23 protein-coding genes and 1 tRNA gene are annotated in these 25,812 nt (G+C 62.6%); 9 read left to right on the top strand and 15 right to left on the bottom strand.

The window, feature by feature from the left end; translation table 11 throughout:
* Window positions 1-16: 16 nt before the first annotated feature.
* Window positions 17-559, top strand: a complete 543-nt coding sequence (locus K3178_RS13880) for a DsrE family protein (protein ID WP_221572010.1) — start codon at window positions 17-19, stop codon at window positions 557-559.
* Window positions 556-1,581, top strand: a complete 1,026-nt coding sequence (ruvB, locus tag K3178_RS13875) for a Holliday junction branch migration DNA helicase RuvB (protein WP_221572009.1) — start codon at window positions 556-558, stop codon at window positions 1,579-1,581. Before K3178_RS13880 ends, ruvB begins: the two co-directional genes overlap by 4 nt.
* A 60-nt stretch (window positions 1,582-1,641) precedes the next feature.
* On the opposite strand, the gene acnA is transcribed toward ruvB, so the two are convergent.
* Complete coding sequence (acnA, locus tag K3178_RS13870) at window positions 1,642-4,317, bottom strand: aconitate hydratase AcnA (protein ID WP_221572008.1); 2,676 nt, start codon at window positions 4,315-4,317, stop codon at window positions 1,642-1,644.
* 228 nt (window positions 4,318-4,545) lie between these two features.
* Between acnA and K3178_RS13865 the strand changes: the two genes are divergently transcribed.
* A complete protein-coding gene (locus K3178_RS13865; RefSeq protein ID WP_221572007.1) occupies window positions 4,546-4,710 on the top strand; it encodes a hypothetical protein in 165 nt (54 codons plus the stop codon).
* 9 nt (window positions 4,711-4,719) lie between these two features.
* On the opposite strand, the gene K3178_RS13860 is transcribed toward K3178_RS13865, so the two are convergent.
* Window positions 4,720-5,607 carry a DMT family transporter gene (locus tag K3178_RS13860; RefSeq protein WP_247713817.1) on the bottom strand — a complete coding sequence of 296 codons (888 nt, stop codon included), beginning with the start codon at window positions 5,605-5,607 and terminating at the stop codon, window positions 4,720-4,722.
* A gap of 148 nt (window positions 5,608-5,755) precedes the next feature.
* Here K3178_RS13860 and K3178_RS13855 point away from each other — a divergent pair, with 148 nt between their 5' ends.
* Window positions 5,756-7,165: a L,D-transpeptidase family protein gene (locus K3178_RS13855; RefSeq protein WP_221572005.1), complete on the top strand. Its 1,410-nt coding sequence runs from the start codon at window positions 5,756-5,758 to the stop codon at window positions 7,163-7,165.
* Between the two features lie 18 nt (window positions 7,166-7,183).
* On the opposite strand, the gene K3178_RS13850 is transcribed toward K3178_RS13855, so the two are convergent.
* The 4 genes from K3178_RS13850 to ispG all read right to left on the bottom strand — a co-directional run bounded on the left by K3178_RS13850 (window position 7,184) and on the right by ispG (window position 11,936).
* Complete coding sequence (locus K3178_RS13850; protein ID WP_221572004.1) at window positions 7,184-7,891, bottom strand: murein L,D-transpeptidase catalytic domain family protein; 708 nt, start codon at window positions 7,889-7,891, stop codon at window positions 7,184-7,186.
* A 47-nt stretch (window positions 7,892-7,938) separates the two neighbouring features.
* A complete protein-coding gene (locus K3178_RS13845; protein WP_221572003.1) occupies window positions 7,939-9,381 on the bottom strand; it encodes an NAD(P)-binding protein in 1,443 nt (480 codons plus the stop codon).
* A gap of 31 nt (window positions 9,382-9,412) precedes the next feature.
* Window positions 9,413-10,369 carry a histone deacetylase family protein gene (locus K3178_RS13840; RefSeq protein ID WP_247713816.1) on the bottom strand — a complete coding sequence of 319 codons (957 nt, stop codon included), beginning with the start codon at window positions 10,367-10,369 and terminating at the stop codon, window positions 9,413-9,415.
* Between the two features lie 427 nt (window positions 10,370-10,796).
* Window positions 10,797-11,936 carry a flavodoxin-dependent (E)-4-hydroxy-3-methylbut-2-enyl-diphosphate synthase gene (ispG, locus tag K3178_RS13835; protein ID WP_221572002.1) on the bottom strand — a complete coding sequence of 380 codons (1,140 nt, stop codon included), beginning with the start codon at window positions 11,934-11,936 and terminating at the stop codon, window positions 10,797-10,799.
* A gap of 70 nt (window positions 11,937-12,006) precedes the next feature.
* On the opposite strand from ispG, the gene K3178_RS13830 reads away from it, so the two are divergent.
* The gene (locus tag K3178_RS13830) at window positions 12,007-13,008 is read left to right on the top strand and encodes a zinc transporter ZntB (RefSeq protein ID WP_221572001.1); all 1,002 of its coding nucleotides are present in this window, start codon (window positions 12,007-12,009) and stop codon (window positions 13,006-13,008) included.
* Window positions 13,009-13,011: 3 nt separating this feature from the next.
* On the opposite strand, the gene K3178_RS13825 is transcribed toward K3178_RS13830, so the two are convergent.
* The 5 genes from K3178_RS13825 to K3178_RS13805 form a co-directional block, all read right to left on the bottom strand.
* On the bottom strand, window positions 13,012-14,787 hold the full coding sequence (locus tag K3178_RS13825) for a DUF885 domain-containing protein (RefSeq protein ID WP_221572000.1): 1,776 nt from the start codon (window positions 14,785-14,787) through the stop codon (window positions 13,012-13,014).
* A 78-nt stretch (window positions 14,788-14,865) separates the two neighbouring features.
* Entirely contained in the window at window positions 14,866-15,507 is a 642-nt protein-coding gene (locus K3178_RS13820; protein ID WP_221571999.1) for a DUF1109 domain-containing protein, read from the bottom strand.
* A 1-nt stretch (window position 15,508) separates the two neighbouring features.
* Window positions 15,509-16,039: a sigma-70 family RNA polymerase sigma factor gene (locus K3178_RS13815; protein ID WP_221571998.1), complete on the bottom strand. Its 531-nt coding sequence runs from the start codon at window positions 16,037-16,039 to the stop codon at window positions 15,509-15,511.
* A 69-nt stretch (window positions 16,040-16,108) separates the two neighbouring features.
* Window positions 16,109-17,074 (bottom strand): SDR family NAD(P)-dependent oxidoreductase, encoded by a 966-nt coding sequence (locus K3178_RS13810; protein ID WP_221571997.1) that lies wholly within the window; start codon window positions 17,072-17,074, stop codon window positions 16,109-16,111.
* Between the two features lie 118 nt (window positions 17,075-17,192).
* Window positions 17,193-18,443, bottom strand: a complete 1,251-nt coding sequence (locus tag K3178_RS13805) for a mechanosensitive ion channel (RefSeq protein ID WP_221571996.1) — start codon at window positions 18,441-18,443, stop codon at window positions 17,193-17,195.
* Between the two features lie 111 nt (window positions 18,444-18,554).
* On the opposite strand from K3178_RS13805, the gene K3178_RS13800 reads away from it, so the two are divergent.
* On the top strand, window positions 18,555-19,628 hold the full coding sequence (locus K3178_RS13800) for an isoaspartyl peptidase/L-asparaginase family protein (RefSeq protein WP_221571995.1): 1,074 nt from the start codon (window positions 18,555-18,557) through the stop codon (window positions 19,626-19,628).
* A gap of 134 nt (window positions 19,629-19,762) precedes the next feature.
* Here K3178_RS13800 and K3178_RS13795 read toward each other — a convergent pair whose 3' ends face one another.
* The gene (locus K3178_RS13795) at window positions 19,763-20,848 is read right to left on the bottom strand and encodes an OmpA family protein (RefSeq protein ID WP_221571994.1); all 1,086 of its coding nucleotides are present in this window, start codon (window positions 20,846-20,848) and stop codon (window positions 19,763-19,765) included.
* Window positions 20,849-21,092: 244 nt separating this feature from the next.
* Complete coding sequence (locus K3178_RS13790) at window positions 21,093-21,986, bottom strand: prephenate dehydratase (RefSeq protein WP_221571993.1); 894 nt, start codon at window positions 21,984-21,986, stop codon at window positions 21,093-21,095.
* 136 nt (window positions 21,987-22,122) lie between these two features.
* On the opposite strand from K3178_RS13790, the gene K3178_RS13785 reads away from it, so the two are divergent.
* Window positions 22,123-22,806: a c-type cytochrome gene (locus K3178_RS13785; RefSeq protein ID WP_221571992.1), complete on the top strand. Its 684-nt coding sequence runs from the start codon at window positions 22,123-22,125 to the stop codon at window positions 22,804-22,806.
* 60 nt (window positions 22,807-22,866) lie between these two features.
* Here the strand turns inward: K3178_RS13785 and K3178_RS13780 are convergent, their stop codons facing one another.
* Window positions 22,867-23,526: an RlmE family RNA methyltransferase gene (locus tag K3178_RS13780; protein WP_221571991.1), complete on the bottom strand. Its 660-nt coding sequence runs from the start codon at window positions 23,524-23,526 to the stop codon at window positions 22,867-22,869.
* The gene (locus tag K3178_RS13775) at window positions 23,523-24,746 is read right to left on the bottom strand and encodes a Ppx/GppA phosphatase family protein (RefSeq protein ID WP_221571990.1); all 1,224 of its coding nucleotides are present in this window, start codon (window positions 24,744-24,746) and stop codon (window positions 23,523-23,525) included. The genes K3178_RS13780 and K3178_RS13775 overlap by 4 nt, the downstream gene beginning before the upstream one ends.
* A 193-nt stretch (window positions 24,747-24,939) precedes the next feature.
* On the opposite strand from K3178_RS13775, the gene K3178_RS13770 reads away from it, so the two are divergent.
* Together K3178_RS13770 and K3178_RS13765 are read left to right on the top strand one after the other, a co-directional pair.
* A tRNA-Gln gene (locus K3178_RS13770) sits at window positions 24,940-25,013 on the top strand.
* Window positions 25,014-25,158: 145 nt separating this feature from the next.
* Entirely contained in the window at window positions 25,159-25,740 is a 582-nt protein-coding gene (locus tag K3178_RS13765; RefSeq protein ID WP_221571989.1) for a TetR/AcrR family transcriptional regulator, read from the top strand.
* The last annotated feature ends 72 nt before the right edge of the window (window positions 25,741-25,812 follow it).

Genomic DNA, 25,812 nt, shown 5'->3' with positions numbered 1-25,812 from the left:
GGAGGGAAGAATGATCATGCGAAAATTGATCTCTGCGCTGTGTGCCGCTGTGCTTGGCTTCGCACTTCCAGCCAGCGCCCACGAAGCCGAAACCCGCAGCGGACCGGTATTCTCCGAATTCGGCGATTGGACAGTCGTGGACAATGAGCAACCCGCACCGATCGAACAAACCTACAAGGTGATCTTCGACGCGACGGAAGGCGCTGAAGACGGCGAAGTGAACTGGCGCTTCGACAGCGCGGCCCGCTTCATCAACCTGTTGGTCGAAAACGGCGTGCCGCGGGAGAGTATCGAAGTGGCGATCATCGTCCACGGCCCCTCGGGCTACGATATCACCACGCGCGAACGCTACGAGCGGCAATATCCGGGGCGGACGCATGGCAGCCACGATGTCGTCAAGGCTATGATCGCCGACGGCGTGCGCTTCTACATCTGCGGCCAGTCCGCCAACGGGCGCGGCATCACCAACGACGACCTTATCCCGGGCGCAGTGATGACCCTGTCACAAACCGTCGCCACAGCCATCCTGCACAACGAGGGGTTCACGAATATCCCGTGACCGAGCCTGTTCCCCTTCATTCGCCTGACCGCCAGCCGGAAGATCCCGATGCTGCGCTTCGGCCAAAATCGCTCGCCGAATTCGTCGGACAGAAGGCGGCGCGCGAGAATTTGCGCGTGTTTATCGAAGCGGCGAAGAACCGCGGCGAGGCGATGGACCATGTGCTGTTCTTCGGGCCTCCCGGCCTCGGCAAGACCACGCTGGCGCAGATCGTCTCGAAGGAATTGGGCGTCGGTTTCCGCGCTACCAGCGGGCCGGTGATCGCCAAGGCGGGCGACCTTGCCGCCCTGCTCACCAATCTCGAGCCCAACGACGTGCTTTTCATCGACGAGATCCACCGGCTCAATCCTGTGGTCGAGGAAGTGCTCTATCCGGCGATGGAGGACCGCGCGCTCGACATCATCATCGGCGAGGGGCCGTCTGCGCGCAGTGTGCGGATCGATCTGCCGCCCTTCACGCTGGTCGGCGCGACCACGCGGCAGGGGCTGCTGACCACGCCCTTGCGCGATCGGTTCGGCATCCCGGTGCGATTAAACTTCTATACCGAGGACGAATTGCTCAAGGTCGTCACCCGCGGCGCAGGGCTGCTCGGCATGGGGATCGACGAGGGCGGCGCACGCGAGATCGCCCGCCGTTCGCGCGGGACGCCGCGTGTGGCTGGCCGGTTGATGCGCCGCGTGCGCGACTTCGCATCCGTTTTGGGCGAACCGGTCGTGACCACCAGGGTCGCCGACGAGGCGTTGACCCGGCTCGAGGTCGACAGCCTCGGCCTCGATGCGATGGACCGCCGCTATCTCACCATGATCGCGACCACCTACAAGGGCGGGCCGGTTGGCGTGGAAACGCTCGCAGCGGGCCTATCCGAACCGCGCGATACGGTGGAAGAGGTGATCGAGCCCTACCTCATCCAGCTCGGCCTGATCGCCCGCACGGCGCGTGGACGAATGCTCAACGATGGCGGATGGCAGCACCTCGGCATCGTCCCGCCGAGCAAGCCGCAAACGGATATGTTCGACAAGTAGGGTGCAAAGGAAAGGGCGACCCCTTGCGGAGCCGCCCTTCATATTTCGAGGAGTTGGAACTCAGGCCGCGGCCAGTTTGCGCAGCACGTAATGGAGGATGCCGCCGTTGCGGTAATATTCCATCTCGTTCGCGGTATCGATGCGGCAGAGCGCGGTGAAGCTGAAGGTCTCGCCGTTCTCGCGGACGACTTCGACTTCGATGTCCTGGCCCGGCGTCAGCTCGGCGAGGCCCTTGATAGTGAAGCTGTCCGAAGCGGTCAGGCCAAGCGACGAGCGGCTTTCGCCATCCTTGAACTGCAGCGGCAGCACACCCATGCCGACGAGGTTCGAACGGTGGATACGTTCGAAGCTTTCGACGATCACGGCGCGGACGCCGAGCAGGATGGTGCCCTTCGCTGCCCAGTCGCGGCTCGATCCGGTGCCGTATTCCTTGCCGGCCACGACCACCAGCGGCGTGCCGTCTGCCTTGTGACGCATTGCTGCGTCGTAGATCGGCATCTGCTCGCCCTTGTAGGTGGTGATGCCGCCTTCGACTCCCGGGACCATCTCGTTCTTGATGCGGATGTTGGCGAAGGTGCCGCGCATCATGACTTCGTGGTTGCCACGGCGCGAGCCGTAGGAGTTGAAGTCCTGCTTCGAGACCTGGTGGCTCTTGAGATACTCACCGGCAGGCGAATCTTCCTTGATCGAACCTGCGGGCGAAATGTGGTCGGTGGTCGTCGAATCGCCGAGGATGGCGAGCGGCTTCGCGCCATTGATGTCGGTCAGCGGCGCAGGCTCCATGCCCATGCCCTCGAAATAGGGCGGGCTGGCGACATAGGTGCTGGTCGGGTTCCAGGTGTAGGTGTCGGATGCCTCGACATTGATCGCCTGCCAGTGCTCGTCGCCCTTGTAGACGTCAGCATAGCGGGTCTCGAACATCTGGCGGTCGATGTTCTTCGTGCGGTGGTCGCGGATTTCCTCGTTGGTCGGCCAGACATCGGCGAGCATCACGTCGTTGCCGTCCTGGTCCTGACCCAGCGGGGTCTCGGTGATGTCCTGCGTCACCGTCCCGAGGATCGAATAGGCGACAACCAGCGGCGGCGAGGCGAGGAAGTTGGCGCGCACGTCGGGCGACACGCGGCCTTCGAAGTTGCGGTTGCCCGAGAGCACCGAAGCGGCGACGATGTCGTTACCGTTGATCGCCTTGCTGATCGGCGGGGCAAGCGGGCCCGAGTTGCCGATGCAAGTGGTGCAGCCATAGCCGACAAGGTCGAAGCCCATGGCGTCGAGATCGTCCTGCAGTCCAGACTTCACGAGGTAGTCGGTAACCACCTGCGATCCCGGCGCGAGGCTGGTCTTCACCCAGGGCTTGGGCGCAAGACCTTTCTCGCGCGCCTTCTGGGCGACGAGACCGGCAGCGATCAGCACGTCGGGGTTGGAAGTGTTGGTGCAGCTCGTGATGGCCGCAATGACGACGTCGCCGTCGCCGACATCGTGGTCCTTGCCTTCCACGTCGACGCGGACCGGCGCGTCCTTCTTGTAGAGCGACTTGAGGTCGGTGTTGAACAGCTCGTCCACCTGCGGCAGCGCAACGCGGTCCTGCGGGCGCTTGGGACCGGCGAGGCTGGGCACAACCTTGCTAATGTCGAGGTCGAGCGTCTTGGTGAATACCGGCTCGTTCTCGGGCGTGAACCACATGCCCTGTTCTTTCGAATAGGCTTCGACCAGCGCGATTGTCTGCTCGTCGCGGCCGGTCAGGCGCATGTATTCGAGCGTCTTGTCATCGATGCCGAAAAAGCCACATGTTGCGCCATATTCGGGCGCCATGTTGGCGATGGTCGCGCGGTCGGCGAGGGTGAGGTTTGCAACGCCTTCGCCGTAGAATTCGACGAAGCGGCCGACCACGCCCACTTCGCGCAGCATCTGCACGCAGGTCAGCACGAGGTCGGTTGCGGTCACGCCTTCGGCCATCGCACCGGTCAGCTTGAAGCCGACCACTTCGGGGATCAGCATCGAGATCGGCTGGCCGAGCATCGCAGCTTCGGCCTCGATCCCGCCGACGCCCCAGCCCAGCACGCCGAGGCCGTTGATCATGGTCGTGTGGCTGTCGGTGCCGACGCAGGTGTCGGGATAGGCGACAAGGTGGCCATCTTCACCTTCGGAAGACCACACGCCCTTGCCGAGGTATTCGAGATTCACCTGGTGGCAGATGCCAGTGCCCGGGGGCACGGCGGTGAAGTTCTTGAAACTTTTCGAGCCCCATTTGAGGAAGTCGTAACGCTCGGCATTGCGGGCGTATTCGAGTTCGACGTTCTTCTCGAAAGCCTTGGGGTGGCCGAACTCGTCGACCATGACCGAGTGGTCGATCACGAGGTTAACCGGAACCTGCGGGTTGATCTTTGCGGTATCGCCGCCGAGCTTCGAAATCGCATCGCGCATGGCGGCAAGGTCGACCACGCAGGGCACGCCGGTGAAGTCCTGCAACAGCACGCGGGCCGGGCGGTACTGGATTTCCTTGCCGGTCGCAGGATTCTTCTGCCAGTCGGCGATTGCCTGCACGTCGTCGGTCGAGACGGTGAACCCGCCGTCCTCAAAGCGCAGCATGTTCTCGAGCAGGACTTTCAGGCTGAACGGAAGTTTCGAAACGTCTCCGATTTTCTCTGCCGCCTTGGCGAAGGAGTAATAGGCGTAATCCTTGCCGTTCACGGTGAGGGTGGAGCGCGTTCCGAACGTGTCCTGGCCGACCTGGGTCATGCGTGCGAAGTCCTTTCTGATTGGAGCCGTCACCAGACCAATGGGCCGGGCGGCGAAATGTGCCGCGCCTGTGCGCTGTAGCGGCCAAAAAATCAAGGGTCGCCGCCTAGGCAAAACGTCTCATCGGGAACCGGCATCAGCCTTCATGGGTTATTAAGGCAAAATCTGGGCAATCGCGCCGCACGGCCAGAACCGCCGAAGCGCGCGGCCCAATGAGGAGTTGTAACCATGAGTGCCTTGCTCGAGGCGACGAACAAGTCGCACCGAACCCTGCGTGTTGCCGTTATTGCCGCTGCCCTTGGCGTGGCAGGTATGTTTACCGCCGCTGCCACTTTCGCCGGAAGCGAAGCGCAGGCCAGCGAAACGGCCCCCGTCGTAGCGTCCGCTGAATAAGCCGGATAACTAGATAGCGCTTTGCACGGGCCGTCGCCTGCGCGTCGCGATCCAAGACCCCAGTACGATAAGCGCTGCGCCGAAGATGGTCGCCGCGCTTACACCTTCACCGAAATAGAACCAGCCGAACAGCGAGGCCCAGAGGAAACCGGTATATTCTATCGGAACCAGCCTTTGCGCCTCTGCTCGCGCATATGCCCATGAAAGGAACAGCGCGGCGCTTACCGCCAGCGCCGCTCCCGCCGTAATTTCGAGCCATGCGCGGCTTTCGGGAATCACAAGCAGAAATGGCGCACCCGCCAGCAGGGTCAGTGCGGCGATGCCGTTCTGGAATGTCGCGACCTCTTGCGGGCTGGCGATCAGCGCCTGCTGGCGCTGGAGGACGAGATTCCAGGCATAGAGGATGGCGGACAGGGTAATCATCACGAGGCCCCAGGCGGCATCTTCGTCCATCTCCTCGCTACCCATCTTGCCGCCGACGATCACCACCACCCCGACAAGGCCTAGAAGGGCTGCGTAGACTGCGCGGCGCTCGATCTTCTCGCCGAGCAGGATGGCTGCGAGGTAGAGCGCAAACAGCGGTGCGATGAAGCTGATGGCGATCGCTTCGGCCAACGGCAGCCGGACGAGCGAGGCGAAGAAAGTCCAACCCATGAAGGCGACCACCACTCCGCGAAGGACATGCACTCGCATCACAGCGCGTGTCGGCAGCCTACCTTGGTGAAACCACCAGATCGGTGCAATCATCGCGAAACCTATCGCGCATCTCAGCAGGTAAGCGCTGTAGGCGCCGACCGCGATGCTGGCGCTTTTCATCACCGCGTCCATCGCCGAAAAGAGGCAGATGCCTATCAGAGTCGCCAAAACCGGCTTGAAGCTGTGATCGCTCGCGCTCATTATCGCTGGCATAGTGCGCCCTGTCGCGGGCGCAACTCGGTTCAGCCATGGTCAAGCCGGGATCGCCGAATATCTGCGAGAGTTAAAGAATAAATGCGCCTCTTAAATGCGGCTGTTTCGACCGCTGGCGAAAATATTGGTGGGCCAAATGACACGTTTTCAGACTTCGACCGGCATCGCGCTTGCTGCGACGCTCCTCGCATCTTCGGCGAGCGCTCAGCAAGCTGCGCCCGAAAGCATTCTGCCGCAGCCAAAGGGGGAAGCAGCCCCGACTGCACAAACGGCGCAGCCAAACCCCGCCCGCACTGTCGACGAAGCCTTTGGCGACATCCAGATGGCCAGCGGCGAGGTGGTGCAGGAAATCCCGTCGCTCGAAGGAGTGTGGACGCTGGCGCAAGCGCAGCAATTGCTCGATTTCATACCCGGAGTGGCGGCCGAGGGTCTTAATCCTTCGGATTACCAGTCCGAAGCGCTCACAGCTGCAATTGCAGCGGGTGAGGGCGAGGAACTGAACGTTCTCGCCAGCAAGGTCTTCGTCTGGCTGGTCGAGGACCTGCGCGATGGCCGTACGCCGATGGAATCGCGCCGCCAGTGGTTCGTTGTCGATCCCGATGCGGACCGTTTGCCGACCTGGAAGCTGCTCGAGGATGCGCTGGCGTCCGGCGAGATTGCCGCCACGCTCACCTCTCTCAACCCGGTTCATCCCGACTATGCCGCGCTCAAGGCCGAACTCGCGACGGCGAGCGATCCGGCCCGCATCAAGCTGATCCGCGCCAACATGGACCGCTGGCGCTGGCTGCCGCAGGATCTCGGCCGGCAGTATCTCGTCACCAATGTGCCCGAGTACATGCTGCGCCTGACGGTCAACAACAAGATCATCGACAAGTATCGCGTCGTGGTCGGGAAGCCCGGCCGCACGGCGACCCCGCAGCTTGCCGAAATGGTCGAGGCGGTTATCTACAACCCGACATGGACCGTCCCGCAGTCGATCGTGGTGGGCGAAGGGCTCGGCAACAAGGTTCTCAATAACCCGACCTGGGCGCGGAATGCGGGATACAAGGCGACCAAGGGCGCGAATGGATGGATTACGGTCGTCCAGCAGCCCGGGCCGCAAAATTCGCTCGGCCTGATGAAGCTCGACATGCCGAACGAGCACGCGATCTTTCTCCACGACACGCCCAGCCGCCACCTGTTCAACCAGGACAATCGCGCGCTCAGCCACGGCTGCATTCGCGTGCAGGGCGCGCGCGAGCTGGCGATGACCATGTCGATGCTCGGCAATGCGAAGAGCAAGGAAGATATTCCCGCGATCCGCGAGGAAGTGTCCGAGATCACCCAGAGCGGGGAATACACGCGATATGCGATGGAGCGGCAGTGGCCGGTCTACATTACCTACTTCACCATGGCGACCGACGTCGACGGGAAGCTGCGCAAGTTCAACGACATCTATGAACGCGATGCGCCGGTGCTGGCCGCTCTCGATGCCCCGCGCGTTTCCGACCGAGCCCGCGAGACGAGCGAGGAAGCCGTCGAGATCGTCGACGACATGCAGACCTGATTTATGGCTAGCCCCGGCTCAATAGACGCCGGGGTTGGTCCGCTCGAAAGTGCCGCCGCCTTCTCGCAGCAGCAGTTCGGTCTGTGTGACTGGCGGCGGTACGCGGCGCCCGTCCTCGTGCAGGCCCAGGCTTTCTGCATAGAGCAGCCGCCCACCGCTCAGGTCCAGAAGAACCTTGTCGAATTGCTCGGGGCCAAGCACGAAGCAGCCGTTCGATCGGCCCAGCCGACCCCATTTCTCCACATGTTCAGGCCTCGCATAGTCGGCCTTGTGCATCACGATCGCGCGGGGCATCGCCATGTCGTTGGTCGGGTCCAGCCCGTCGAGCCGGATTGAGGTGCCGTAGCGGCCGGTATACCAGCTCCGTGTCAAATAGGCGCCGCGACTTGTCGCTTCGCTGCCTTCGATATTCGAAAAGCGCTTGAGCCAGCCGTCATGCTCGCCGTCCGAACCTGTGCCATGCGCGACATGGAAGCTTTCCACATGCTCGTTCACCAAGTCGACGAAGTGGAAGCGCTTCTGCGAGGAATGCAGGCCGAAATCGGCAATCCCGACGATATCCTTTTTCCAAATTACATCGCCGACCCTTTCGAGCTGCTCGCGGGCAATGGCGAACAGTTGCTCCTTGCGGGAGGCAGCAGGCTGGACCTGCGCAAGGGCACGAGTGGCCAGCATCGAGCTGGCACCGAGGGCAATCGTGCCCTTGAGAAGATCGCGCCGTTTCATATCCTGACTAACATATAGGATGAATCTATCGTTCCAGTGAACGGATTTCACCTGGCGTCGTGAATTGCCTTCGCCTGCATGCCCAAGCGCACGATATCGGGCATGTGTTTGCGAGCTGCCTTTTGGAACTTCGCGAAAATGGCGAGCCTCGGGCTGTTTTCGGCGGCGAGCTTGGCAACCGTGGGGCCGGTGAAGTCGAGGCGGGAAGTCGCAAACCAGCGACCAATCGCTTCGTTTTGCGACCACGCGCCCCGGTTCATCATCGTCACCAGATGGGCGTAGGGAAATGTGGAAGGCGTATCGGTGAGTGGCCCCGGCCTTGCCAGCGCGTTGCGCTCGTCATCGTTATCGAAATTGACTTCGAGGAAGGCGGCGAGCGCGGCGCTGAAAACCACAGCCGGAACGTGGAGCGGCTGGAGGAGGATCGTGTCTCCGTCGAATACGGGGCGGTCATCTCGCCCCGCCGTGATCGGAACCGCCCTCGCCGTGCAATCGATGAAGAGGGCCCCTTCGGGCACATCCACTTCGTTGTCCGCGAAGACCAGTTTACCAGGCTCGATCGCGGTCACGCGGCCGTTACGGATGACGTTCTCGATACGGCGGAGGATATCGACTTCGCCCTGCGAAATGGTGGCGAAGTGATACATTTCGGGTTCGACGCTCTCGTCAATGCGCAGGTAATAGCCCTGCTGCCCGAGCATTCCCATCAGTTCGGCACCGTCCTGCGCCTCGCCCGCCGCTTCGAGGATTGCGATCTGCATGCCGACGATCTTTTCGAGGTTCTCCTCGCCCGGCTGGGTATATTCGCGGTTCCAGATCCAGCTCTCGCGCGGGCGAACCCAGCTGATGGCGGCAGGATCGATACCCTGCTGGATGAGCCACACGCCGGTATCCATCGCGGTCTTGCCCGCACCGAGAATGACGTAATGTTTCGGCTGGTCGGTGCCGCGCTGCCAGAGACGGGGCAAATCTCCGGGCGGTACGACCTCTACACCGTCGGCGACGTCGAACTGGCGCTTGTGGGTCGAAGGCACCGAAGTCTGGTAGAATGTCGCATCGACGAGCTTCCGCCGAACCTTGATCCGCGATTCCTTGCCGGAGAACAACGCCCGGACCGTGGCGATGCGGTCACCGTCCATGCCTTCGAATGCCGTCGACGGCAGGTAGGAAACGCGGCCCGTCGGCAACAGCTGCGAATTCATCACGGTTTCGAAATAGGCCAGGACCTCAGCACCGCTGGCCAATGCGCGCAGTCCCTTGTTCGGACCATGGGTGTCGATGTGCTCGTGCGGGAAGGGCAGCGAGTTGACGCCATAGGTCGCGCTCGGCTGGTGTAGCGCGACGAAGCCATAGGCGTCGTTCCAGTGCCCGCCGGGCTTGGCATGCTTGTCTACGAAGGTGATGTGGCAATCGGGGTCCTGCTCGATCAGCGTATCGGCGAAGGACAGTCCAACCGCCCCCGCGCCAACGATGAGATAGTCCGTCTCCATGGCAGTCAAATTCGCCTCCAGATGTCTCGTCCTAGGCGCGACCGATGGATACAGGATAACAGGTCGAAGCCGGATTTACAGGCGCTGTTTCCTGCGCATTTGCCTTGGCGCAGGCGATCATCGAGCGCGCGTGCCGGTCGGCCACTTCGCGCGGGTCCTGTCCGTAACCGCCGCCGAGCGCGCTGGCCACGGGCAGGCCGCGCTTGCGGGCCTCGGCGATCAAGAAGGCATCGCGCCGGTCCAGACCTTCATCGGTGAGTGCTAGCCGACCCAGGCGGTCGTCCGCATGTCCGTCTACCCCTGCCTGGTAGAGGACGAGGTCAGGCGAGAAGAGGTCGAATACTTCGGGCAAATGCCGTTCGAGCGCCTCGAGATAGCCATCGTCGTCGGTGCCGTCGGCGAGCGGGACATCGAGGCTCGAGCGTGCCTTGCGGACCGGGAAATTCTTTTCGGCGTGTATCGAAAGGGTGAAGATATCGTCGCGACCCGCGGTCAGGCTGGCCGTCCCGTCGCCCTGATGGACGTCGAGGTCGACGATCAGGACGCGGCTTGCGTCACCCTCGGTGATCAGGCGGTTGGCGCAGACCGCCAAGTCGTTGAAGACGCAATAACCAGCCCCTGTATCGTGAAGGGCATGGTGGCTGCCCGCAGCCGAATTGGCCGCATATCCATGGCGCTTGGCCAATTGGGCGGCGAGCCACGTGCCCCCGTTTGTATGGGCGACACGCTGGGCAATATGCGGCGTGACGGGAAAGCCGATCCGGCGTTCCTTTTCTCTCGGCACCTCGGCGGAGAAGACTTGCTCGACATAATCCGGGCAGTGAACTGCCTCGAGCCATCGCTGCGGCATGGGCGGGGGGGCGTGCTCGGTGATCGGGTAAGCGCTCTCGCGCAGTGCGACCATCACCGCCATGTACTTATCGAACCGGAAACTACCGCGCGTCGGCGCGGGCGCCATGTAATCCTCGTGATGGACGACGTGGAGCATCTTATCGCCCGTCGAGCGGTCGCCCGTTGAGAGTGGCGCCGGTTGTCTCAGATGCCCTGATTTCAGCTTGGGGTTCGGCACTTGGCCCACGGAGGGCAGCGGTAAGCACACAGACAAGGACCTGCTTGAGCCTCACCGCGACGAAAACGCCGAGCAGGGGCGCGATGATAAACAGTAAGATAGCCTCGACCTCCCTGTGCTGCCGCATCAGGTGAAGGGCCGCGACCAGGGCGGAAAGTGGCGGCAACCCCATAACGGCGAGCGTGGGGAATGTGCCGAGCAGTTTTGCGAATTGCCCCGGCTTGTTGCGCCCCATCCACAGCAGCGTCGCTTCGATTAGCGCGATGATGAAAATTGCCGCAAGCCATACCAGGATGGCTTCCCGCCAATAGACTTCCAGCCCGCGAAGAGTGACCTCGAACAGAGTCTACTCCGCCGCTTCCGCATGCGGGTCGAAGGCCACAGTTTCGCCTGCCTCGATGGCTGCCGCCTTCTCCTCGACCAGCTTGACGATGTGATCGAGCATGTCGTCGCTCTCGATATGGTGGTTCTTCACGCCCGAGAGATAGACCATGTGCTTGCCATTGCCGCCGCCGGTCAGCCCGATATCGGTCTCGCGCGCCTCGCCGGGGCCGTTGACCACACAGCCCAGCACGGAAAGGCTCATCGGGGTCTTGATGTGCTCGAGCCGCTTTTCGAGCGTCTCCACGGTGCGGATCACGTCGAAGCCCTGCCGCGAGCAACTCGGGCAGGAGACCACGCGCACGCCACGGGTGCGCAGGCCGAGTGCCTTGAGCATCTCGAAGCCGACCTTCACCTCCTGCTCGGGCTCGGCCGAAAGCGAAACGCGAATGGTGTCGCCGATACCCGCCCACAGCAGGCTGCCGATGCCGATCGAGGATTTGACCGTCCCGCCGATCAGCCCGCCGGCCTCGGTAATGCCGAGATGCAGCGGGCAGTCCACCGCCTCTGCCAGCCCGTGATAGGCGGCGACCGCGAGGAAGACGTCGCTGGCCTTCACCGCGACCTTGTATTCGTGAAAGTCGTGATCCTGCAGCAGCTTGATATGGTCCAACGCGCTTTCGATCAGCGCTTCGGGGCAGGGCTCGCCGTATTTTTCGAGCAGGTCCTTTTCAAGACTGCCCGCATTGACGCCGATGCGGATCGCGCAGCCATTTGCCTTCGCAGCACGGACAACCTCGGCGACACGCTCGCTCGACCCGATATTTCCCGGATTGATGCGCAGGCAGGCCGCGCCCTTGTCGGCGGCTTCGAGGGCGCGCTTGTAGTGGAAATGGATGTCGGCAACGATCGGGACGTTCGCGGCCCTCGTGATCTTGTCGAAATCGCGCGTCGCTTCCTCGGTCGGGCAGGAGACGCGGATGATGTCGGCGCCCACCTCCTCGCAGCGGCGGATCTGGTCGATCGTCGCCGCCACATCCTCGGTCGGCGTGTTGGTCATGGTCTGGACGCTGATCGGAGCATTGCCCCCGACGGGAACGCTGCCGACCATGATCTGGCGGGACTGACGGCGCTCGATATCGCGCCAGGGACGTGTGGAAGACATGGGCCGCGATATAGGGGAGCGTTGATGAAGGGGCAATGACAGGCGTGGAGGTTTGATGCATGAAGCTTGCATGAGTGAACCGACCGACCACGCCGAAACCCGGACCCCCTTGCTGTTCGGGCGGGTGCTCGACGGGCAGGGCGGCGCGCGCGAGATAGGCTGGGAAGAGGCGCAGGACTGGCAGCCGGGCGCGCCGGGCGAGGTCCTGTGGCTCCACATCTGCCGGACACGCGCCGGTGTGCGGGACTGGCTGGAAGAGCAGTTGCATATTCCCGAGCCGACAGCGGAATTGCTCACCAGCGACCAGACCCGCCCGCGCGCCTTTGCCGAGGGCGAGACCCTGGTAGGCACGCTTCGCGGCATCAACTTCAACCCGGGCGCGGAACCCGAAGACATGATCTCGATGCAGCTGTGGTGCGACGGGCGGCGGCTCATCACCCTGCGGCGCTATCCGCTGCAAACCCCGCGCGAGGTGGTTGCCATGCTCGACCGGGGCGATGGACCGCCCGATGCGGGCGCGACCATTACAATGCTGGCGGAATTGCTGATCGCACGGATGAGCCAGTCGATCGTCGACATGAACCACGTGCTCGACGAGCTCGAAGATATGGACTCCGAGGAACATGCCGAGGACATGCTCAAGCGGATCTCGACCATTCGCCGCAACTGCCTCGGCCTCAAACGGCATATGGCTCCGCAGCACGAGGCGCTGGAGCAGATCAGCAAGGACGCGCCCTACTGGTTCGAAGAGCACGACCGCCGCGAGATCGCCGAGAGTATTGCGCGCCTGCGCCGCTATCTCGACGATATAGACATCAGCAAGGAGAGCGCGCTGGTGCTGCAGGACGAACTGCGCGCCCGCAGCCTCGCCAGCAGCGAGCATGCGACCTACATGCTCACTATCGTGGCCGGTATCTTCCTGCCGCTAAGCTTTCTGACCGGCCTGCTCGGGATCAATGTCGGCGGCATGCCGGGCATGGACGACCCCGATGCCTTCTGGGCCGTGGTCGCCCTTTGCGGCCTGCTGTTCATCGCGCTGATCGTGGTATTCAGGCGCCTGCGCTGGCTTTAGCCGTCATCCCCCGCTTCGCTGCGAGGGGATAAACTCCTCGCGGACCGCCTTTGCGATCAGGTCGAGCGGAATGATGCCCTGGCTCAGCAGGAAGTCGTTGAACGCCTTCTCGTTGAAGTCTGCACCCAGCGCGAGTTCGGTTTCCACGCGCAGGTCGATCAGCTTGCGATAGCCGTAGTAATAGGCGCCTGCCTGGCCGGGAGCGCGGAACTGGTAGCGGTCGAGCTCCTGCTTGGTCATGCCGGGCGAGAACAGCGCTTCCTCGCGCAGGACGCGTTGGGCTTCCTCTCGCGTCATCAGCCCGAGGTTGAGGCTCGGGTCGAGAAAGGCGCGGGCCGCGCGCAGCAGGCGGAACTGCTGGGCGATGAATTGCCCTTCGATCGGCTCGTGCGGCAGCATTTCGGCTTCGGCGTAAAGCGCCCAGCCTTCGACATTCACGCTGTTGAAGGCATAGAGCATGCGCGCAAGGCTCACGCCCTGTTCGACCAGCGCGGCAAACTGCATTTCGTGACCGGGCCGCGCCTCGTGCGCGCTCAGTGTCCAGCTTGCGGCGGGGAAGTTGAAATCGTCATAGACGTCGTCCGCGCTGGCCGTCGGGTTGCCGACGGTCAGGACGAATGTTCCCTGTTCACCCGTGTTGCCGATGAGGCGCGGCGGCCGCATGTGCGGCGCGGGCTGGGCAGCGCTTTCGGCGGCCGAGGCGACACGCATCAGGAGCTCGCTGGTCGGCAGCGAAACGATCTCGTTCTCGCGGATTTTCGCCTCGAGCTGGCGGTTCACATCGCGGTAGAAATCCTCGATCTCCGAATTGTCGATCTTCTGCTGCTTGAGCCGCGTCATGACCGAAGTCATGTCGGTTTCCTCCCAGCCATATTTGGCCGCGATCTGCGGGGCGAGCGCTTCCATCTGCGCGCGGATTTCATAGAAGCCGCGGCGCGCCTGGCTCATCGCCTCGCGCGGGTCCATGTCGATGCCGACATTGCGCAGGTTGAGCGCGTAGAGTTCTTCCGGAAGGCGTGCATCATCGCGCGCAGCGGGCAGCACGACTCTCTCGGTCCATTCGCCATAATCGGCGAATTGCGCGTCCATCGCATCGAGCGCCTCGTCTGCGCCATCGATGTCGTATTTCTCGAACAGCTCGCGAATGCCGGCGGCGAAGGTGGGAAGCTTGCCGACCGATTCCGCGACCTCGACCTTGTAGGGGCCGATCTTGCCATCTCCACGGCTCGCTTCGAAACGCGCCTTGGCTAGCTCGGTATAGGGCTCGTAGCCCGCTTCGACCCCGGTATAGCGGCGGAGAAGCTCGACTGCCGAAGCGCGGCGATTTTCCGCGGTCTGGTCGGAGAGGATGGCGCCGATCGAGTAGAAGATACTCTGCGGCAATTCGGACCATTCGAGCATCATGCGCTCGTTCAATTCGGTCGAAAGAATCGAGCGGTCGAGATTGTCGATCAGGATCGCGAGATCCTGTTTGACCTGCGTGTTCTGCTCGCGCTGCATCGCGGCGGCAAACTCGGCACGCAGTGCCTTGGCGCCTTCGACATAGCGCTCGTTCGTATCGTCGGAGTAATCGAAGGTCAGGCCGTCGTACTGTTCGTAGCCCGCCTGGCTCGCGCCTTCGGGGAAGAAGCCCGCCTGGAAGTCGATCAGCCTCTGCGTGTAGGCGTTGCTGGTCTCGATCCAGTCGGCGGACTGGGTTTCGGCATTCTCCTGGGCATAGGCCGTTGCGGGCAGGATTGACGCAGTGGCAAGCGCAATGGCGGCGGCGAATGACTTCATGAAAATCTCTCCCTCTCTTGGGAAGGAGCGATGCACCTTCACCGCCCGATTGGCAACGGCTTCCCCGACAAAGGGCGATTACCAGCGGACGAGCGGCGGGATGGCAAGCCGCCCGGCAATGCCACCGACCAGCACTGGCGCGACATGCCAGATCCCAAGATGACCGATCGTTTCAATGGGGCAGGTCAGGCCATAGGCGAAGCTACCGATCGCTCCGGCGGCTACCCCGGCATAGGTGCCCGCAGAGGTCAGAGAAACCGGGGCGCCGCGCCTTAGCCAGAAGACCAGCGCTATGGCCGTAACCAGGCCTGCCGTGATGCTCGCGAGGAGGCACGGCACGCCATGCGAATCTTCCATGATCGCGGCGAGGAAATGCGTTGCGCCGAGCATGATAAGGGCCGTTACGGGCAAGAGCGCGACCATTCCGGCGGACCAGCGCGCGCCTTCATGGCCGCTGCCGACCTGGGGCGTCGCCATACGCACGACGGCCAGCGATGAAGCGGCTCCGAGCAGCGCGAGCATGCCGTTTGTCACGAAGAACATCGGCGTGGCCTGCCCTGCAATCATGTGCGTCTGCAGTTCGCCGAATAATGCGACCAGCACGATGGTGACGATCGCTGCGACGGCTACCAGCGCGATGCCTCGGGAACGCCGAATGGGGCGGACCGGCGCGAGGTCGCCGGCGAGCTGGTCGAAGAAGTGATTGGAGACCCGGTTCATTTCAATCGGCCTTTTCTACGAGAGCGGACAGCTTCTTGAGCCCGCGATGGATATTCACTTTGACCAGGCTTTCGCTTTGGCCGGTACGCGCCGAGGCCTCGGCAATGCTGAGCCCTTCGATCTTCACGAGTTCTATGGCTTCGACCTGCTTCTCCGGCAGGTGCACGAAGAGCCGCTCGAGGCTCATGCGTGCCATGACGACCTCTTCCTCGCTGTCCTGCGCAGCATCGTGGTCGCCCAGCTCGTCTTCTGCCGAACGGTAGACCTTGCGCAGATGATCGACCCAGCGGTAGCGAGCAATGGCAGCAAGCCACGGGAAGAATGGGCGTGAAGGGTCCCAGCTGGCGCGCTTGTTATGGACTGCGAGCAGGACTTCCTGCACCAGGTCATCGCGCTGGGCAGGGGGCACGCGCTTGGCGAAGAAACGCTCGAGCCAGAGCTGCGCCTCGGCCAGCAACACGCGATAAACCGCGCGGTCGCCATTTTGCGCCGCGGCCATCATTCGCGCCATGCTGGCTTCATCTGCAATCAAGGCATAGCTCCCGCAACAGCTTCTGCGGGCGAGTTCGCCGATAGGCCCCTTTCAGTTACAGGCCGGGAATTACCCGTAGTCAAATTGCTGGCCGACCATCTCCTCGCTCATCGCCCACAGCCGGTCGGCATTGTCCTTGTCGACCGCATAACTGCGAACACCGCCTCCGGTGTCGTGATCGTCCTGGTTGGCAACATGGCAGTCCTCGCAATAGAGGCCGCCCGCTCCTTCGAGCTCGTCCGCGGTGGCTACCCAGCAAGTGGTCGCCGCACCCTGCGGGATGGTCTTGAAGGGTTGTGGCTGCTCGCCCCGTTCCTCGGCAGCTTTCTCGATCCGCGCCATCAGGTTCTGGACGTCTTCCTCGCTCATATGGCGACCGAGGTTGGTGTGAATACCGCCCGGATGCAGCGCGTAGGCGTGGATGCCCTTGTCGGCGAGGCGCTGTTCGAGGCCGACCGCAAACAGCACATTGGCCGTCTTCGACTGGCCGTAGCTGGTCCATTTCTCGTAATCCCGGCGTTCGAAATTCGGATCGTCGAAATCGACCGGCGCGATGTGATGACCGCGGCTGGATAGGTTGACGATGCGCGGGTGATCACCCTTCTCGACCAGCGGCATCAGCAGGTTCGTCAGCAGGAAATGCCCGAGGTGGTTGGTGCCGAACTGCATCTCGAAACCGTCTGCGGTCTTCGCCTCGTCGCAGGCCATGACGCCCGCATTGTTGATGAGCAGGTCCATCTTGTCGAACCGTTCGTTCGCTTCTGCCCCGGCCTTTCGGATGCTGTCCAGCGAGGCGAGATCGCACACAAGGGTATCGACTTTGGCGCCCGTCTCCTCGGCAATTGCATCGGCGGCGGCCGAGAGTTTGGTGGCGTCGCGTCCGGACAGGATGATGTGCGCGCCCTTGGCCGCCATGGCGCGAGCGGTTTCCTGTCCGAGCCCGGAATAGCCGCCGGTCACCAGCGCGGTTCGGCCCGACAGATCCTTGTCCGCAAGAACCTCGTCCGCCGTGCTCGAAAATCCGAAATCGCTCATGTCTCGCCTCTCTCTCAGTTCCTTGGGAAAGGCGTAGCACAAAGAAAAAGGGGTGCGAGACCTTTCGTCCCGCACCCCCGCCAGACACCTCTCTCCCCGGTGTCCCCTTATGCCTCGATCACGCGCCGGGCGGCAGCGGATCGTCGCTCTTGGGTGCTGCAGCCCTGCGTGCGCGCGGCGTGGGCGCAGCCGGAGCCGAGCCACCCGACAGGTCGCTATCCATCTGGTCGAGCTTGCGCGCCGCCCAGTCGCGGCCGCCAAGACCAAAGGCCAGCGCGCCGGCCACCGCTACGCCGCCGATGAGGATCGTCAGCGCATTTGCAGGGATCATCCCGCCGATGCCGGTGAACTGCAGGCCCATGAAGACGAACAGTATGATCGTCGCCCAACGCACGATGGTCCCTGCCGTCGAACTGCCCGCATCGCCCGAAATCAGGCGGGCCAGCAGGTTCGCGATGAGGAAGCCGAAGGCAATGACGACGGCCCCGAAGATCACGCGTCCGCCCAGCTCGAGCAGCTGGTCGAGGATTGCGGTCAGTTCGGGGAAGCCGAGAATACGCGTGGCGGCAATCGCGAAGAACAGGATGATTGCCACTTGCGCGATACGGGCGATGATGCCGCTCGCTGTCGTCCCTTCGGCGACCAGTCCGCTTTCAGCCAAGGCCCGGTCGACGCCGAGGCCCGGCAGGATCTCCTTGGCGATTTGCACCACGAACTTGCTGATCAGGTAACCGATGCCGAGCAGGATCGCCGCCGCGATGATGTTCGGTATGGCCGCAAAGATCATCCGCAACATGTCGGAGGCCGGTTCGCTGATCGACTGGATCTCCAGCTGCTCCAGCGCGGCGATGGCAACCGGAATAGCGATCAGGACATAGGCGATCGTGCCGATCGTCTTGCTGATCGCGGTATTGCCGGTGACGTTGTCGACACCCCCGCGATTGGCCCATTTGTCGAAATCGACCGTCTGCAGGAAGGTGACAACCAGATCGCGCACGATCCGCGCCACCATCATGCCGATGAAGAAGATCAGGCCGGCCCACAGCAGGTTGGGCAGGAAGTCGACGACATTCTCGAGCAGGCTGTCGATGGGGCCGGCGACCCCGCCCAATTCGAGGATGTTGAGGATGATGAGCAGGCCGAACAGCCAGATCAGCAAGCTGACGATCTTGCCGAGCGATTCACCCAGCGTCGAACCGCTGCCTGTCCCACGACGGAAAAAATCTATGTTGTTCACGATATTGGCGAAGGCCCATTTCGCGGCCCTTGCTGCAAGCCAAGTCACAATCAATGCGCCGAGCGCGTAAAGAAGCTTCTCGCCCAGTTCCAAGGCAAGCTGCTCGTCGAAGCGATATCTGTCGAAAATCATGAAACCTCTCTCCCAATGGTTTCCGTAGCGTCAGGGCTATCATCGGTGTCGGATATCTCCAAAAGGGGTGTCGGGGATTGAGTGGATAACTTTTGTTGCTATCCCGTCGTAATGAGAGGATTTTTCGCAAAGATCGCATGTGGCCAGGCCGCAATTCTGGCTCTTTGGGGAAGCCCGCTGGCGGCGCAGGAAGAGGGGAAGTGGGCCATCGCGATCCATGGCGGGGCAGGGACCATCGCCCGCGAAAATCTCACCCTTGAGCAGGAGGCGGAGTTGCGCGAGTCGCTGCAAGCCGCGCTCGATGCGGGGGCGAAAGTGCTGGCGAATGGCGGAGAGGCCCTCGACGCGGTAGAGGCGGCGATCCTGCTGCTCGAGGACGATCCGCGCTTCAACGCGGGACGCGGCGCGGTCTTCACCTGGGACGAAACGCATGAACTCGACGCCTCGATCATGGACGGGCGCGACCGCAATGCGGGGGCAGTGGCCGGGGTCACAAACGTCCGTAATCCGATACTGGCCGCCCGTGCAGTCATGACCGAAAGCCCGCATGTGATGCTGGCGGGTGAGGGCGCCGAGATCTTCGCCGCCGAGCAGGGCCTGGAAATCGTGCCCAACGAGTATTTCGATACCGATTTCCGGCGCGAGGCGCTTGAACGGCTCAAAGCGGAGCAAGTTTCGGCGCTCGATGTCGACATCAAGTTCGGGACTGTGGGTGCGGTGGTGCTCGACCGGCACGGCAACCTTGCGGCCGGTACCTCGACCGGCGGGATGACCGGCAAGCGCTGGAACCGCATTGGCGACAGTCCGGTAATCGGCGCAGGTACCTATGCCGACAACCGCAGCTGCGCGGTCTCGGCCACCGGCTGGGGCGAGTATTTCATCCGTGTCGGCGTGGCGCATGAAATATGCACGCGCCTAAGGGGCCAGAAAGAGCTGTCGGCATCGTTTCGCGAGATGCAGAAAATGCCGCAGGCAGTCGCCGAAGCGCTTTTCGACGGGGAACGCGCGCTGCAAAAGACCGCCGATGACGTCATGGCCGAGGTGAAACAGCTCGGCGGAGATGGGGGCGTAATCCTCGTTACCCCGGACGGCCACGCGCTTTTCAGTTTCAACACCTCCGGAATGTATCGCGGACGCGCAAGCAGCGAAGGCATGAGCGAAGTCGCGATCTACGGCGACGAATAATCCGTCTTAATTCGCCGGGCCCTCACCAGCTATATTCCAACCGCCCCCAAGCAGCGAAGCGATAGGGCAAACAAAAAGGGGACCGGATTTCTCCGGCCCCCTCTCGGTGTTCCAGCCCGGGGGCTGAACCCTGATTACATGCCCGAACCCGGGCCGTAGGTAACTTCCACGCGGCGGTTTTGCAGTTCGCGAACACCGTCTGCGGTCGGAACGCGAAGCTGCGTTTCGCCGAAGGCTTCGCTTGCGATGCGGCCCCCCGGGACACCGCGAGCGGTGAGGTAGTCGCGGACCGAGTCGTTACGACGCTGGGCGAGGCCCATGTTGTACTGTGCCGAACCCGAGGTGTCGGTGTGGCCAGCGAGCATGACCGAAGCCGTGCCGCAGTTGGCGTAAGCCGAAACCGCGTTGTCGAGGATCGTTGCCGCTTCCGGAGTGATCGTCGATTCGTCCCAGTTGAAGAAGACGATGTACGGGCCCTGCTGGCAAACCGGAGCCGGCGGAGGCGGCGGCGGAGGCGGCGGGGGCGGAGGAGGAGGCGGCGGGGGCGGCGGCGGCGGCGGCGGCGGAGGTGTCACACCACCGAAGTTGAATGCCAGAGTGCCCATGATCGAATGCGAAGCCCATTTCGTCTCGATGCCGACACCGCCGTCGTTGACGAGCTGGTATTTCGGAACGTTGAAATAACGATACCGCAGGCCGACATCGATCGTATCGGTCAACGGAGCGCGCACACCCGCGAGGGCCTGCCAGGAGAATTCCCATTCGCTTTCGTCGAAAACCGAGTTGTCGAGCAGCCGCACGTCGTGCTTGACCCGGCTGGGCCCGGCACCACCGCCGACATAACCGGAAATGCCATCATCCGGGCCGAAGTCCAGCAAGGCGTTGCCCATTACGCTGAGTGCGCTTGAAGTACCCGAACCGAAGCTGGTTACCGAGTCGACCAGACCAAAGGTGGTCGCGTCGTGGCCGAATTCGCGGTAGCTGCCCTCGATCTCGATACGAAACGCACCAAAGTCGTGACCGGCAAGAGCGAAGCCGTCAAAACCTTCGTCGGGATCGATGAAGATTTCGCTGACGTCCGGATCACCCGTTTCGACATCGAAATTTTCGGCCAGAGCCGGACCGAAGCCGAGCTCTACATAGGTCTGGCCGTCCCGCGCGAACGCCGGAGTTGCGATTGCGGTCGAGCAGAGCGCCAAACCGATAATTGTCTTTTTCATAATATCCCTCACTTGTGGCGATTGGGCCTGAAAGGTCATCCGTCGGGCAGGGCGAGCGGGTCGCGCCTGTCCCCAACAGAACCTTAATGCCCTTTATGCAGGAAGCTGCCAGCGGTTCCCTGAATTTCGAAAAAAACGGTTCAGGGCAAATCATTAGCGACATTTTGGCAACATCTGCTCCCGCCCGTATGGCCTTTCCTCCGACCACCACAGAGGTGACGCAGCTTTCGAATTCGGCTGTAACTCAGCCGCGTTTTCGCGCCTGGCCGTAGCTTCCGAGCAGCCGCACCGAATTCGTCTGGAACTCGAGTTCTTCAAGTGCGGCATCGACCCGCGCGTTTCCGGGGGCACCCTCGATATCGGCATAGAAACCGGTTGCCGCGAAACTCGCGCCTTTCTGGTAACTTTCGAGCTTGGTCATGTTGACGCCATTGGTCGCAAAGCAACCGAGCGCCTTGTACAGGGCGGCAGGCACGTTCTTCACCTCGAAGATCAGGGTGCTCATGGCCGTCTCGGCTTCGATCGATGCAGGCTCACGCGGTTCCCTGGCCAGCACAACGAAGCGGGTCGTGTTGTCATGCGCATCCTCGACCGCTTCCTCGATGATGTCGAGGCCGTAGAGATCGGCCGCCATTGCCGGTGCAATTGCGCAAAATGTGGGGTCCTTCAGCTCGGCGACATAGGCTGCAGCCCCTGCCGTATCCGCATGGGCGAGGGCGACGATCCCGCGTTCCTGCAGGTAGTGCCGCGATTGGCCGAGCGCCTGCGGATGGCTGTAAGCGGCCTGGAACGGCCCGGGGCCGGTCGCCATCAAAGCATGCGAAATACGCATAAAGTGTTCGGCCACGATATGAAGGCCGCTTTCTGGCAGCAGGAAGTGGATATCGGAGACACGGCCATGCTGGCTGTTCTCGATCGGGATCATCGCACAGCCCGCACGCCCCTGGCTCACCGCGTCAAGCGCATCCTCAAACCCGATGAAGGGCAAGGGGAGGCCATCGGGATCGAACTGCATGGCCGCCTGGTGCGAATTCGAACCGGGCGCGCCGCCGAAAGCGATGGCACGAGCGGGATCGGCGGCGGCGGCCTGCCGCATCGTGTCGACCATTTCGATCGCTGGTTTGGCGAATGTGCGCATAGGTTCGCCCTGTTAGCGGCCATTTCCCCCGCTGCAAGCGCAATGGGTCTTGCGAGACCCTTGCGCGAGCGCCCGCTCGGCACTAGAGCGGCGCCCAACCACCAGACCACCACGGATTCTCGCAGGCTTTCACGCAATGGACGATCGTTTCAATACCGCTTCCGGCTGGGTTCTTTTCTCCGGCATCGTCGCGCTCGGCGCATCGATTGCATCGGGCATGTATTTTCACGCCGACAGTAACGAGGCGCTGCCCGAGGGCGAGGCCGGCTACTGGGTCAAGGGCGAGGAAACTGCATCCGGAGACACCGGTCCCGATCTCGGCACCCTGCTTGCCAGCGCCGATGTGGCGGCTGGCGAGAAGGTCTTCGCCAAGTGTCAGGCCTGCCACACGATCAACCAGGGCGGCGCAAACGGCATCGGCCCGAACCTTTACGGCATCATGGGTAAGCCGATCGGAAAGCATGTCGCAGGCTTCGCCTATTCGAGCGCGCTCTCCGACCATGGCGGCGACTGGTCCTGGGAAAACATGGATGCCTGGCTCGCAAGCCCCAAGGGTTTCGCCAGCGGTACGAAGATGAGCTTCGCCGGCCTTTCGAAGCCGGAAGACCGCGCGAATATCATGGAGTATCTCGCTGCCAACGGCGGTGCGCCCGCGAAACCTGCACCTGCGGCTCCCGAGGCGGAAGAGGCTGAAGAAGGTGTCAGCGTCGAAGGCGAAGAGCCGACCGAAGCCGAAGCCGCTGGTGCCTTGGGTGCCGACGAGCCGGTCGCTTCGGCCAATGCTGCAAGCGATAACGAGGGCGCGACCAAGGTCGACTGACCCCTCTGCCCATTGGTACCGAAAGACCCCGCCCTCGTGCGGGGTTTTTTGTGCCCGGTGTCAGCCTTTGAAGCCTTGAGCGATCACATACCACTCGCTCGATCCCTTGCGGCTTGCGGGGGGCTTGGCATGTTTGACCGTCTTGAAATGCTTCTTGAGCAAGTCGAGCAGGTCCTTGTCGGTTCCTCCTGCCAGCACCTTGGCGAGGAAGGTCCCGCCCTTCTCGAGGTTCTCGACCGCAAACCATGCGCCTGCCTCGACAAGGCCCATCGTGCGCAGGTGGTCGGTCTGCTTATGACCGACTGTGTTGGCGGCCATGTCGCTCATCACCAGGTCGGCCTTCCCGCCCAGCGCCTCTTCTAGCACGCGCGGCGCTTCCTCATCCATGAAATCCATCTGGAAGATCTCGACACCCTCGATCGGTTCGACCTCGAGCAGGTCGATGCCGACGACATGCGCCTTGGGTACGAGCTTGCGCGCCACCTGCGCCCAGCCACCCGGCGCGATGCCGAGATCGACGATGCGTTTCGAGCCTTTCAGGATCCCGAATTTCTCGTCCATTTCGATAAGCTTGTAGGCGGCCCGGCTGCGATACCCCTCGGCCTTGGCCTGCTTCACGTAAGGATCGTTGAGCTGGCGCTGCAGCCAGCGCGTCGAGGATTCCGAGCGCTTCCTTGCAGTGCGGACGCGCGTGTCCTTGTCCTTGCCCGACCGGCTCATACGTCCTGCTCCCTCATTCTCTGTAGCGCGGCGCGACTGCGCTCGCCGTCGGCATCGGCCGCCATCAGGCTGCGCAGTATTCCCTCGCGGATGCCGCGGTCTGCCACGCCGAGCGTTTCGGAGGGCCAGATATCGAGAATGCTTTCGAGGATCGCGCAGCCCGCCACGACGAGGTTGGCGCGGTCGTCGCCGATGCAGGGCAGCTGGCGCCGCTCGGGACCGCTCATATGGGAGAGCTTGACCGAGATGTCGCGCATCGCCTTGGATGGCAGGATCAGTCCGTCGACCGCCTGCCGATCGTATTGCGGCAATTCGAGGTGCAGGCTGGCGAGCGTCGTCACTGTGCCGCTGGTGCCCAAAAGGCGGATCGGATGCGGACCCTTCGTGAATTCGCGCACACGCTCTGCAAAAGGCTTGAAGCTGTCGACCACGGTCTTTCGCATGCGGCGATAACGGTCGAGCCGCAATTCCTCGCTGTCGTCCGACCCGGTGACCGTGTCGGTCAGGGAGACCACGCCCCAGGGAACGCTCATCCAGTCGAGGATGCGCGGAACGGCTCCGCTCGGTTCCACAAGGACCAGTTCCGTAGACCCCCCGCCGATATCGAAGATGACCGCGGGCCCTTCGCCGTCCTCGAGCAGGATGTGGCAACCAAGCACGGCAAGGCGCGCTTCTTCCTGCGCGGAGATGATATCGAGCACGATGCCGGTCTCTTCGCGCACACGTTCGATGAATTTCGGCCCGTTGGCGGCGCGGCGGCACGCCTCGGTGGCGACCGAACGGGCGAGATGGACATGCCGGCGGCGCAATTTTTCGGCGCAAACGTGCAGCGCGGCAAGGGTTCGTTCCATCGCCTCGTCGGAGAGCCGACCGCTTGCGGCAAGACCTTCGCCAAGGCGCACGACGCGGCTGAAGGCATCGATTACGGTGAAGTTCTCGCCAGATGGCCGTGCGATGAGCAACCGGCAATTGTTCGTGCCGAGATCCAGCGCGGCGTAGGCCTGCCGTTTTCCGCGCACGAAATGTGGCGACGCTTTCGCCTGTGCTTCGGAGGGTTTTGCCATGCGCGGCTCCGCATCGCGCGCATGCGTCCCGTTCTTCTTCGGGCGCTTGTCGGGCCGGGAGGGGCGCTTGTAGCGGAAATCGGCTACCTTGCCGGACGTGCCGCCCCGTTTCTTCCCATGCCCCCGTCTCATGTCCGGCGGATTACGTTCCGCCATGGGGAAATCTTTCGTTATTCCTCCCGCGCAAAACCACCTCGCGCGGGGACCTGGCAGCGATGCTAGCGATTGGGGCGCAATCGGGCAAGCAGATGGTGGCGCACAAGGGTTGACCAAAGCGATGCACGAAACTAGATGCGCGGCCTCTCTTGCGGCTGCGAGGCGATTCTGCCCGGCGCGCGATGAGCGATGATGCCCCGTCGTCTAATGGTAAGACTACGGACTCTGACTCCGTCAATTGAGGTTCGAATCCTCACGGGGCATCCACTTTTTCCCACAATTTTCGTCGCTTAGTGTCCGAAAAGCAGCTTTCTCACTGTCGAAATGCGTGCGCTTTGCAGTGACAAGGCAGCATCGTGGTGTAATATCGCGGTTAATGGTTCAGGACAGAAGTCGCAAAACGCGTGACAAGGTGTTGCAGGCCGCACGCGAACTCATCATCGAACATGGGCACGAGCAGGTCACGCTGAAGGACATCTGCGAGCGCTCCGGTGTGTCCAACGGTAGCGTGTTCCACCATTTCGGTTCGAAAGAGGGGATCATCCGCGAATTGTTCGCGGAAGAACGCGGTGCCTACCTGCATGCTGTCCAGCAGGCCATCATGGCCTATGAAGGCGATCCCTGCGAGGCATTCGGAGCCGGAACGAAGGCGGCGATGCATTACCAGGCCAAGCATCCTGTACGTTACGAGCGCCTGATTGCCGAATTTTCCGACAGCGAATGGCTGCGCCAGAATGTCGACGTGTGGCTTTCGGTTGCATCGGAAGAAGAACAGCCGGTGATCGAATGGGCCGCCAAGCATTTCGCCAGCGGCGAATTGCCGATCATGCCGCCCGCCTTCTACCAGGCTGCCTCCATGGGGCCGACCGAACTGCTGTCGCGCGCGCATCGCCAGGGCAGGCTCGCGGTCGAGATCGAGGCGCTGGGCGACGAGCTGGCCGAGTTCGTCAGCTCAGGTCTTAAGGGCCTGCGCGAAAAGCAGCGCAAGAAGTAGACTTCCGTCGCGAGGAACAGCTTGGGAGTTGCATCGAGCGGCTCTAGCGGCGATCATTTACTGGCCCGCCAA

It is taken from the genome of Qipengyuania sphaerica (genome assembly GCF_019711595.1).
GTDB classification, from domain to species: domain Bacteria; phylum Pseudomonadota; class Alphaproteobacteria; order Sphingomonadales; family Sphingomonadaceae; genus Qipengyuania; species Qipengyuania sphaerica.
This window is presented reverse-complemented; position numbering and strand designations above follow the sequence as displayed.

What these genes read in the sequence shown, in the direction of transcription:
- K3178_RS13865 (WP_221572007.1), top strand. Translation starts at nt 4,546, where the DNA reads ATGAGTGCCTTGCTCGAGGCGACGAACAAGTCGCACCGAACCCTGCGT.
- K3178_RS13845 (WP_221572003.1), bottom strand. Translation starts at nt 9,381, where the DNA reads ATGGAGACGGACTATCTCATCGTTGGCGCGGGGGCGGTTGGACTGTCC.
- K3178_RS13810 (WP_221571997.1), bottom strand. Translation starts at nt 17,074, where the DNA reads ATGAGCGATTTCGGATTTTCGAGCACGGCGGACGAGGTTCTTGCGGAC.
- K3178_RS13855 (WP_221572005.1), top strand. Translation starts at nt 5,756, where the DNA reads ATGACACGTTTTCAGACTTCGACCGGCATCGCGCTTGCTGCGACGCTC.
- K3178_RS13880 (WP_221572010.1), top strand. Translation starts at nt 17, where the DNA reads ATGCGAAAATTGATCTCTGCGCTGTGTGCCGCTGTGCTTGGCTTCGCA.
- K3178_RS13805 (WP_221571996.1), bottom strand. Translation starts at nt 18,443, where the DNA reads ATGATTTTCGACAGATATCGCTTCGACGAGCAGCTTGCCTTGGAACTG.
- K3178_RS13850 (WP_221572004.1), bottom strand. Translation starts at nt 7,891, where the DNA reads ATGAAACGGCGCGATCTTCTCAAGGGCACGATTGCCCTCGGTGCCAGC.
- K3178_RS13775 (WP_221571990.1), bottom strand. Translation starts at nt 24,746, where the DNA reads ATGGCGGAACGTAATCCGCCGGACATGAGACGGGGGCATGGGAAGAAA.
- ispG (WP_221572002.1), bottom strand. Translation starts at nt 11,936, where the DNA reads ATGTCTTCCACACGTCCCTGGCGCGATATCGAGCGCCGTCAGTCCCGC.
- K3178_RS13780 (WP_221571991.1), bottom strand. Translation starts at nt 23,526, where the DNA reads ATGAGCCGGTCGGGCAAGGACAAGGACACGCGCGTCCGCACTGCAAGG.
- acnA (WP_221572008.1), bottom strand. Translation starts at nt 4,317, where the DNA reads ATGACCCAGGTCGGCCAGGACACGTTCGGAACGCGCTCCACCCTCACC.
- K3178_RS13860 (WP_247713817.1), bottom strand. Translation starts at nt 5,607, where the DNA reads ATGAGCGCGAGCGATCACAGCTTCAAGCCGGTTTTGGCGACTCTGATA.
- K3178_RS13800 (WP_221571995.1), top strand. Translation starts at nt 18,555, where the DNA reads ATGAGAGGATTTTTCGCAAAGATCGCATGTGGCCAGGCCGCAATTCTG.
- K3178_RS13790 (WP_221571993.1), bottom strand. Translation starts at nt 21,986, where the DNA reads ATGCGCACATTCGCCAAACCAGCGATCGAAATGGTCGACACGATGCGG.
- K3178_RS13820 (WP_221571999.1), bottom strand. Translation starts at nt 15,507, where the DNA reads ATGAACCGGGTCTCCAATCACTTCTTCGACCAGCTCGCCGGCGACCTC.
- K3178_RS13825 (WP_221572000.1), bottom strand. Translation starts at nt 14,787, where the DNA reads ATGAAGTCATTCGCCGCCGCCATTGCGCTTGCCACTGCGTCAATCCTG.
- K3178_RS13795 (WP_221571994.1), bottom strand. Translation starts at nt 20,848, where the DNA reads ATGAAAAAGACAATTATCGGTTTGGCGCTCTGCTCGACCGCAATCGCA.
- K3178_RS13830 (WP_221572001.1), top strand. Translation starts at nt 12,007, where the DNA reads ATGAGTGAACCGACCGACCACGCCGAAACCCGGACCCCCTTGCTGTTC.
- K3178_RS13785 (WP_221571992.1), top strand. Translation starts at nt 22,123, where the DNA reads ATGGACGATCGTTTCAATACCGCTTCCGGCTGGGTTCTTTTCTCCGGC.
- K3178_RS13840 (WP_247713816.1), bottom strand. Translation starts at nt 10,369, where the DNA reads ATGCTCCACGTCGTCCATCACGAGGATTACATGGCGCCCGCGCCGACG.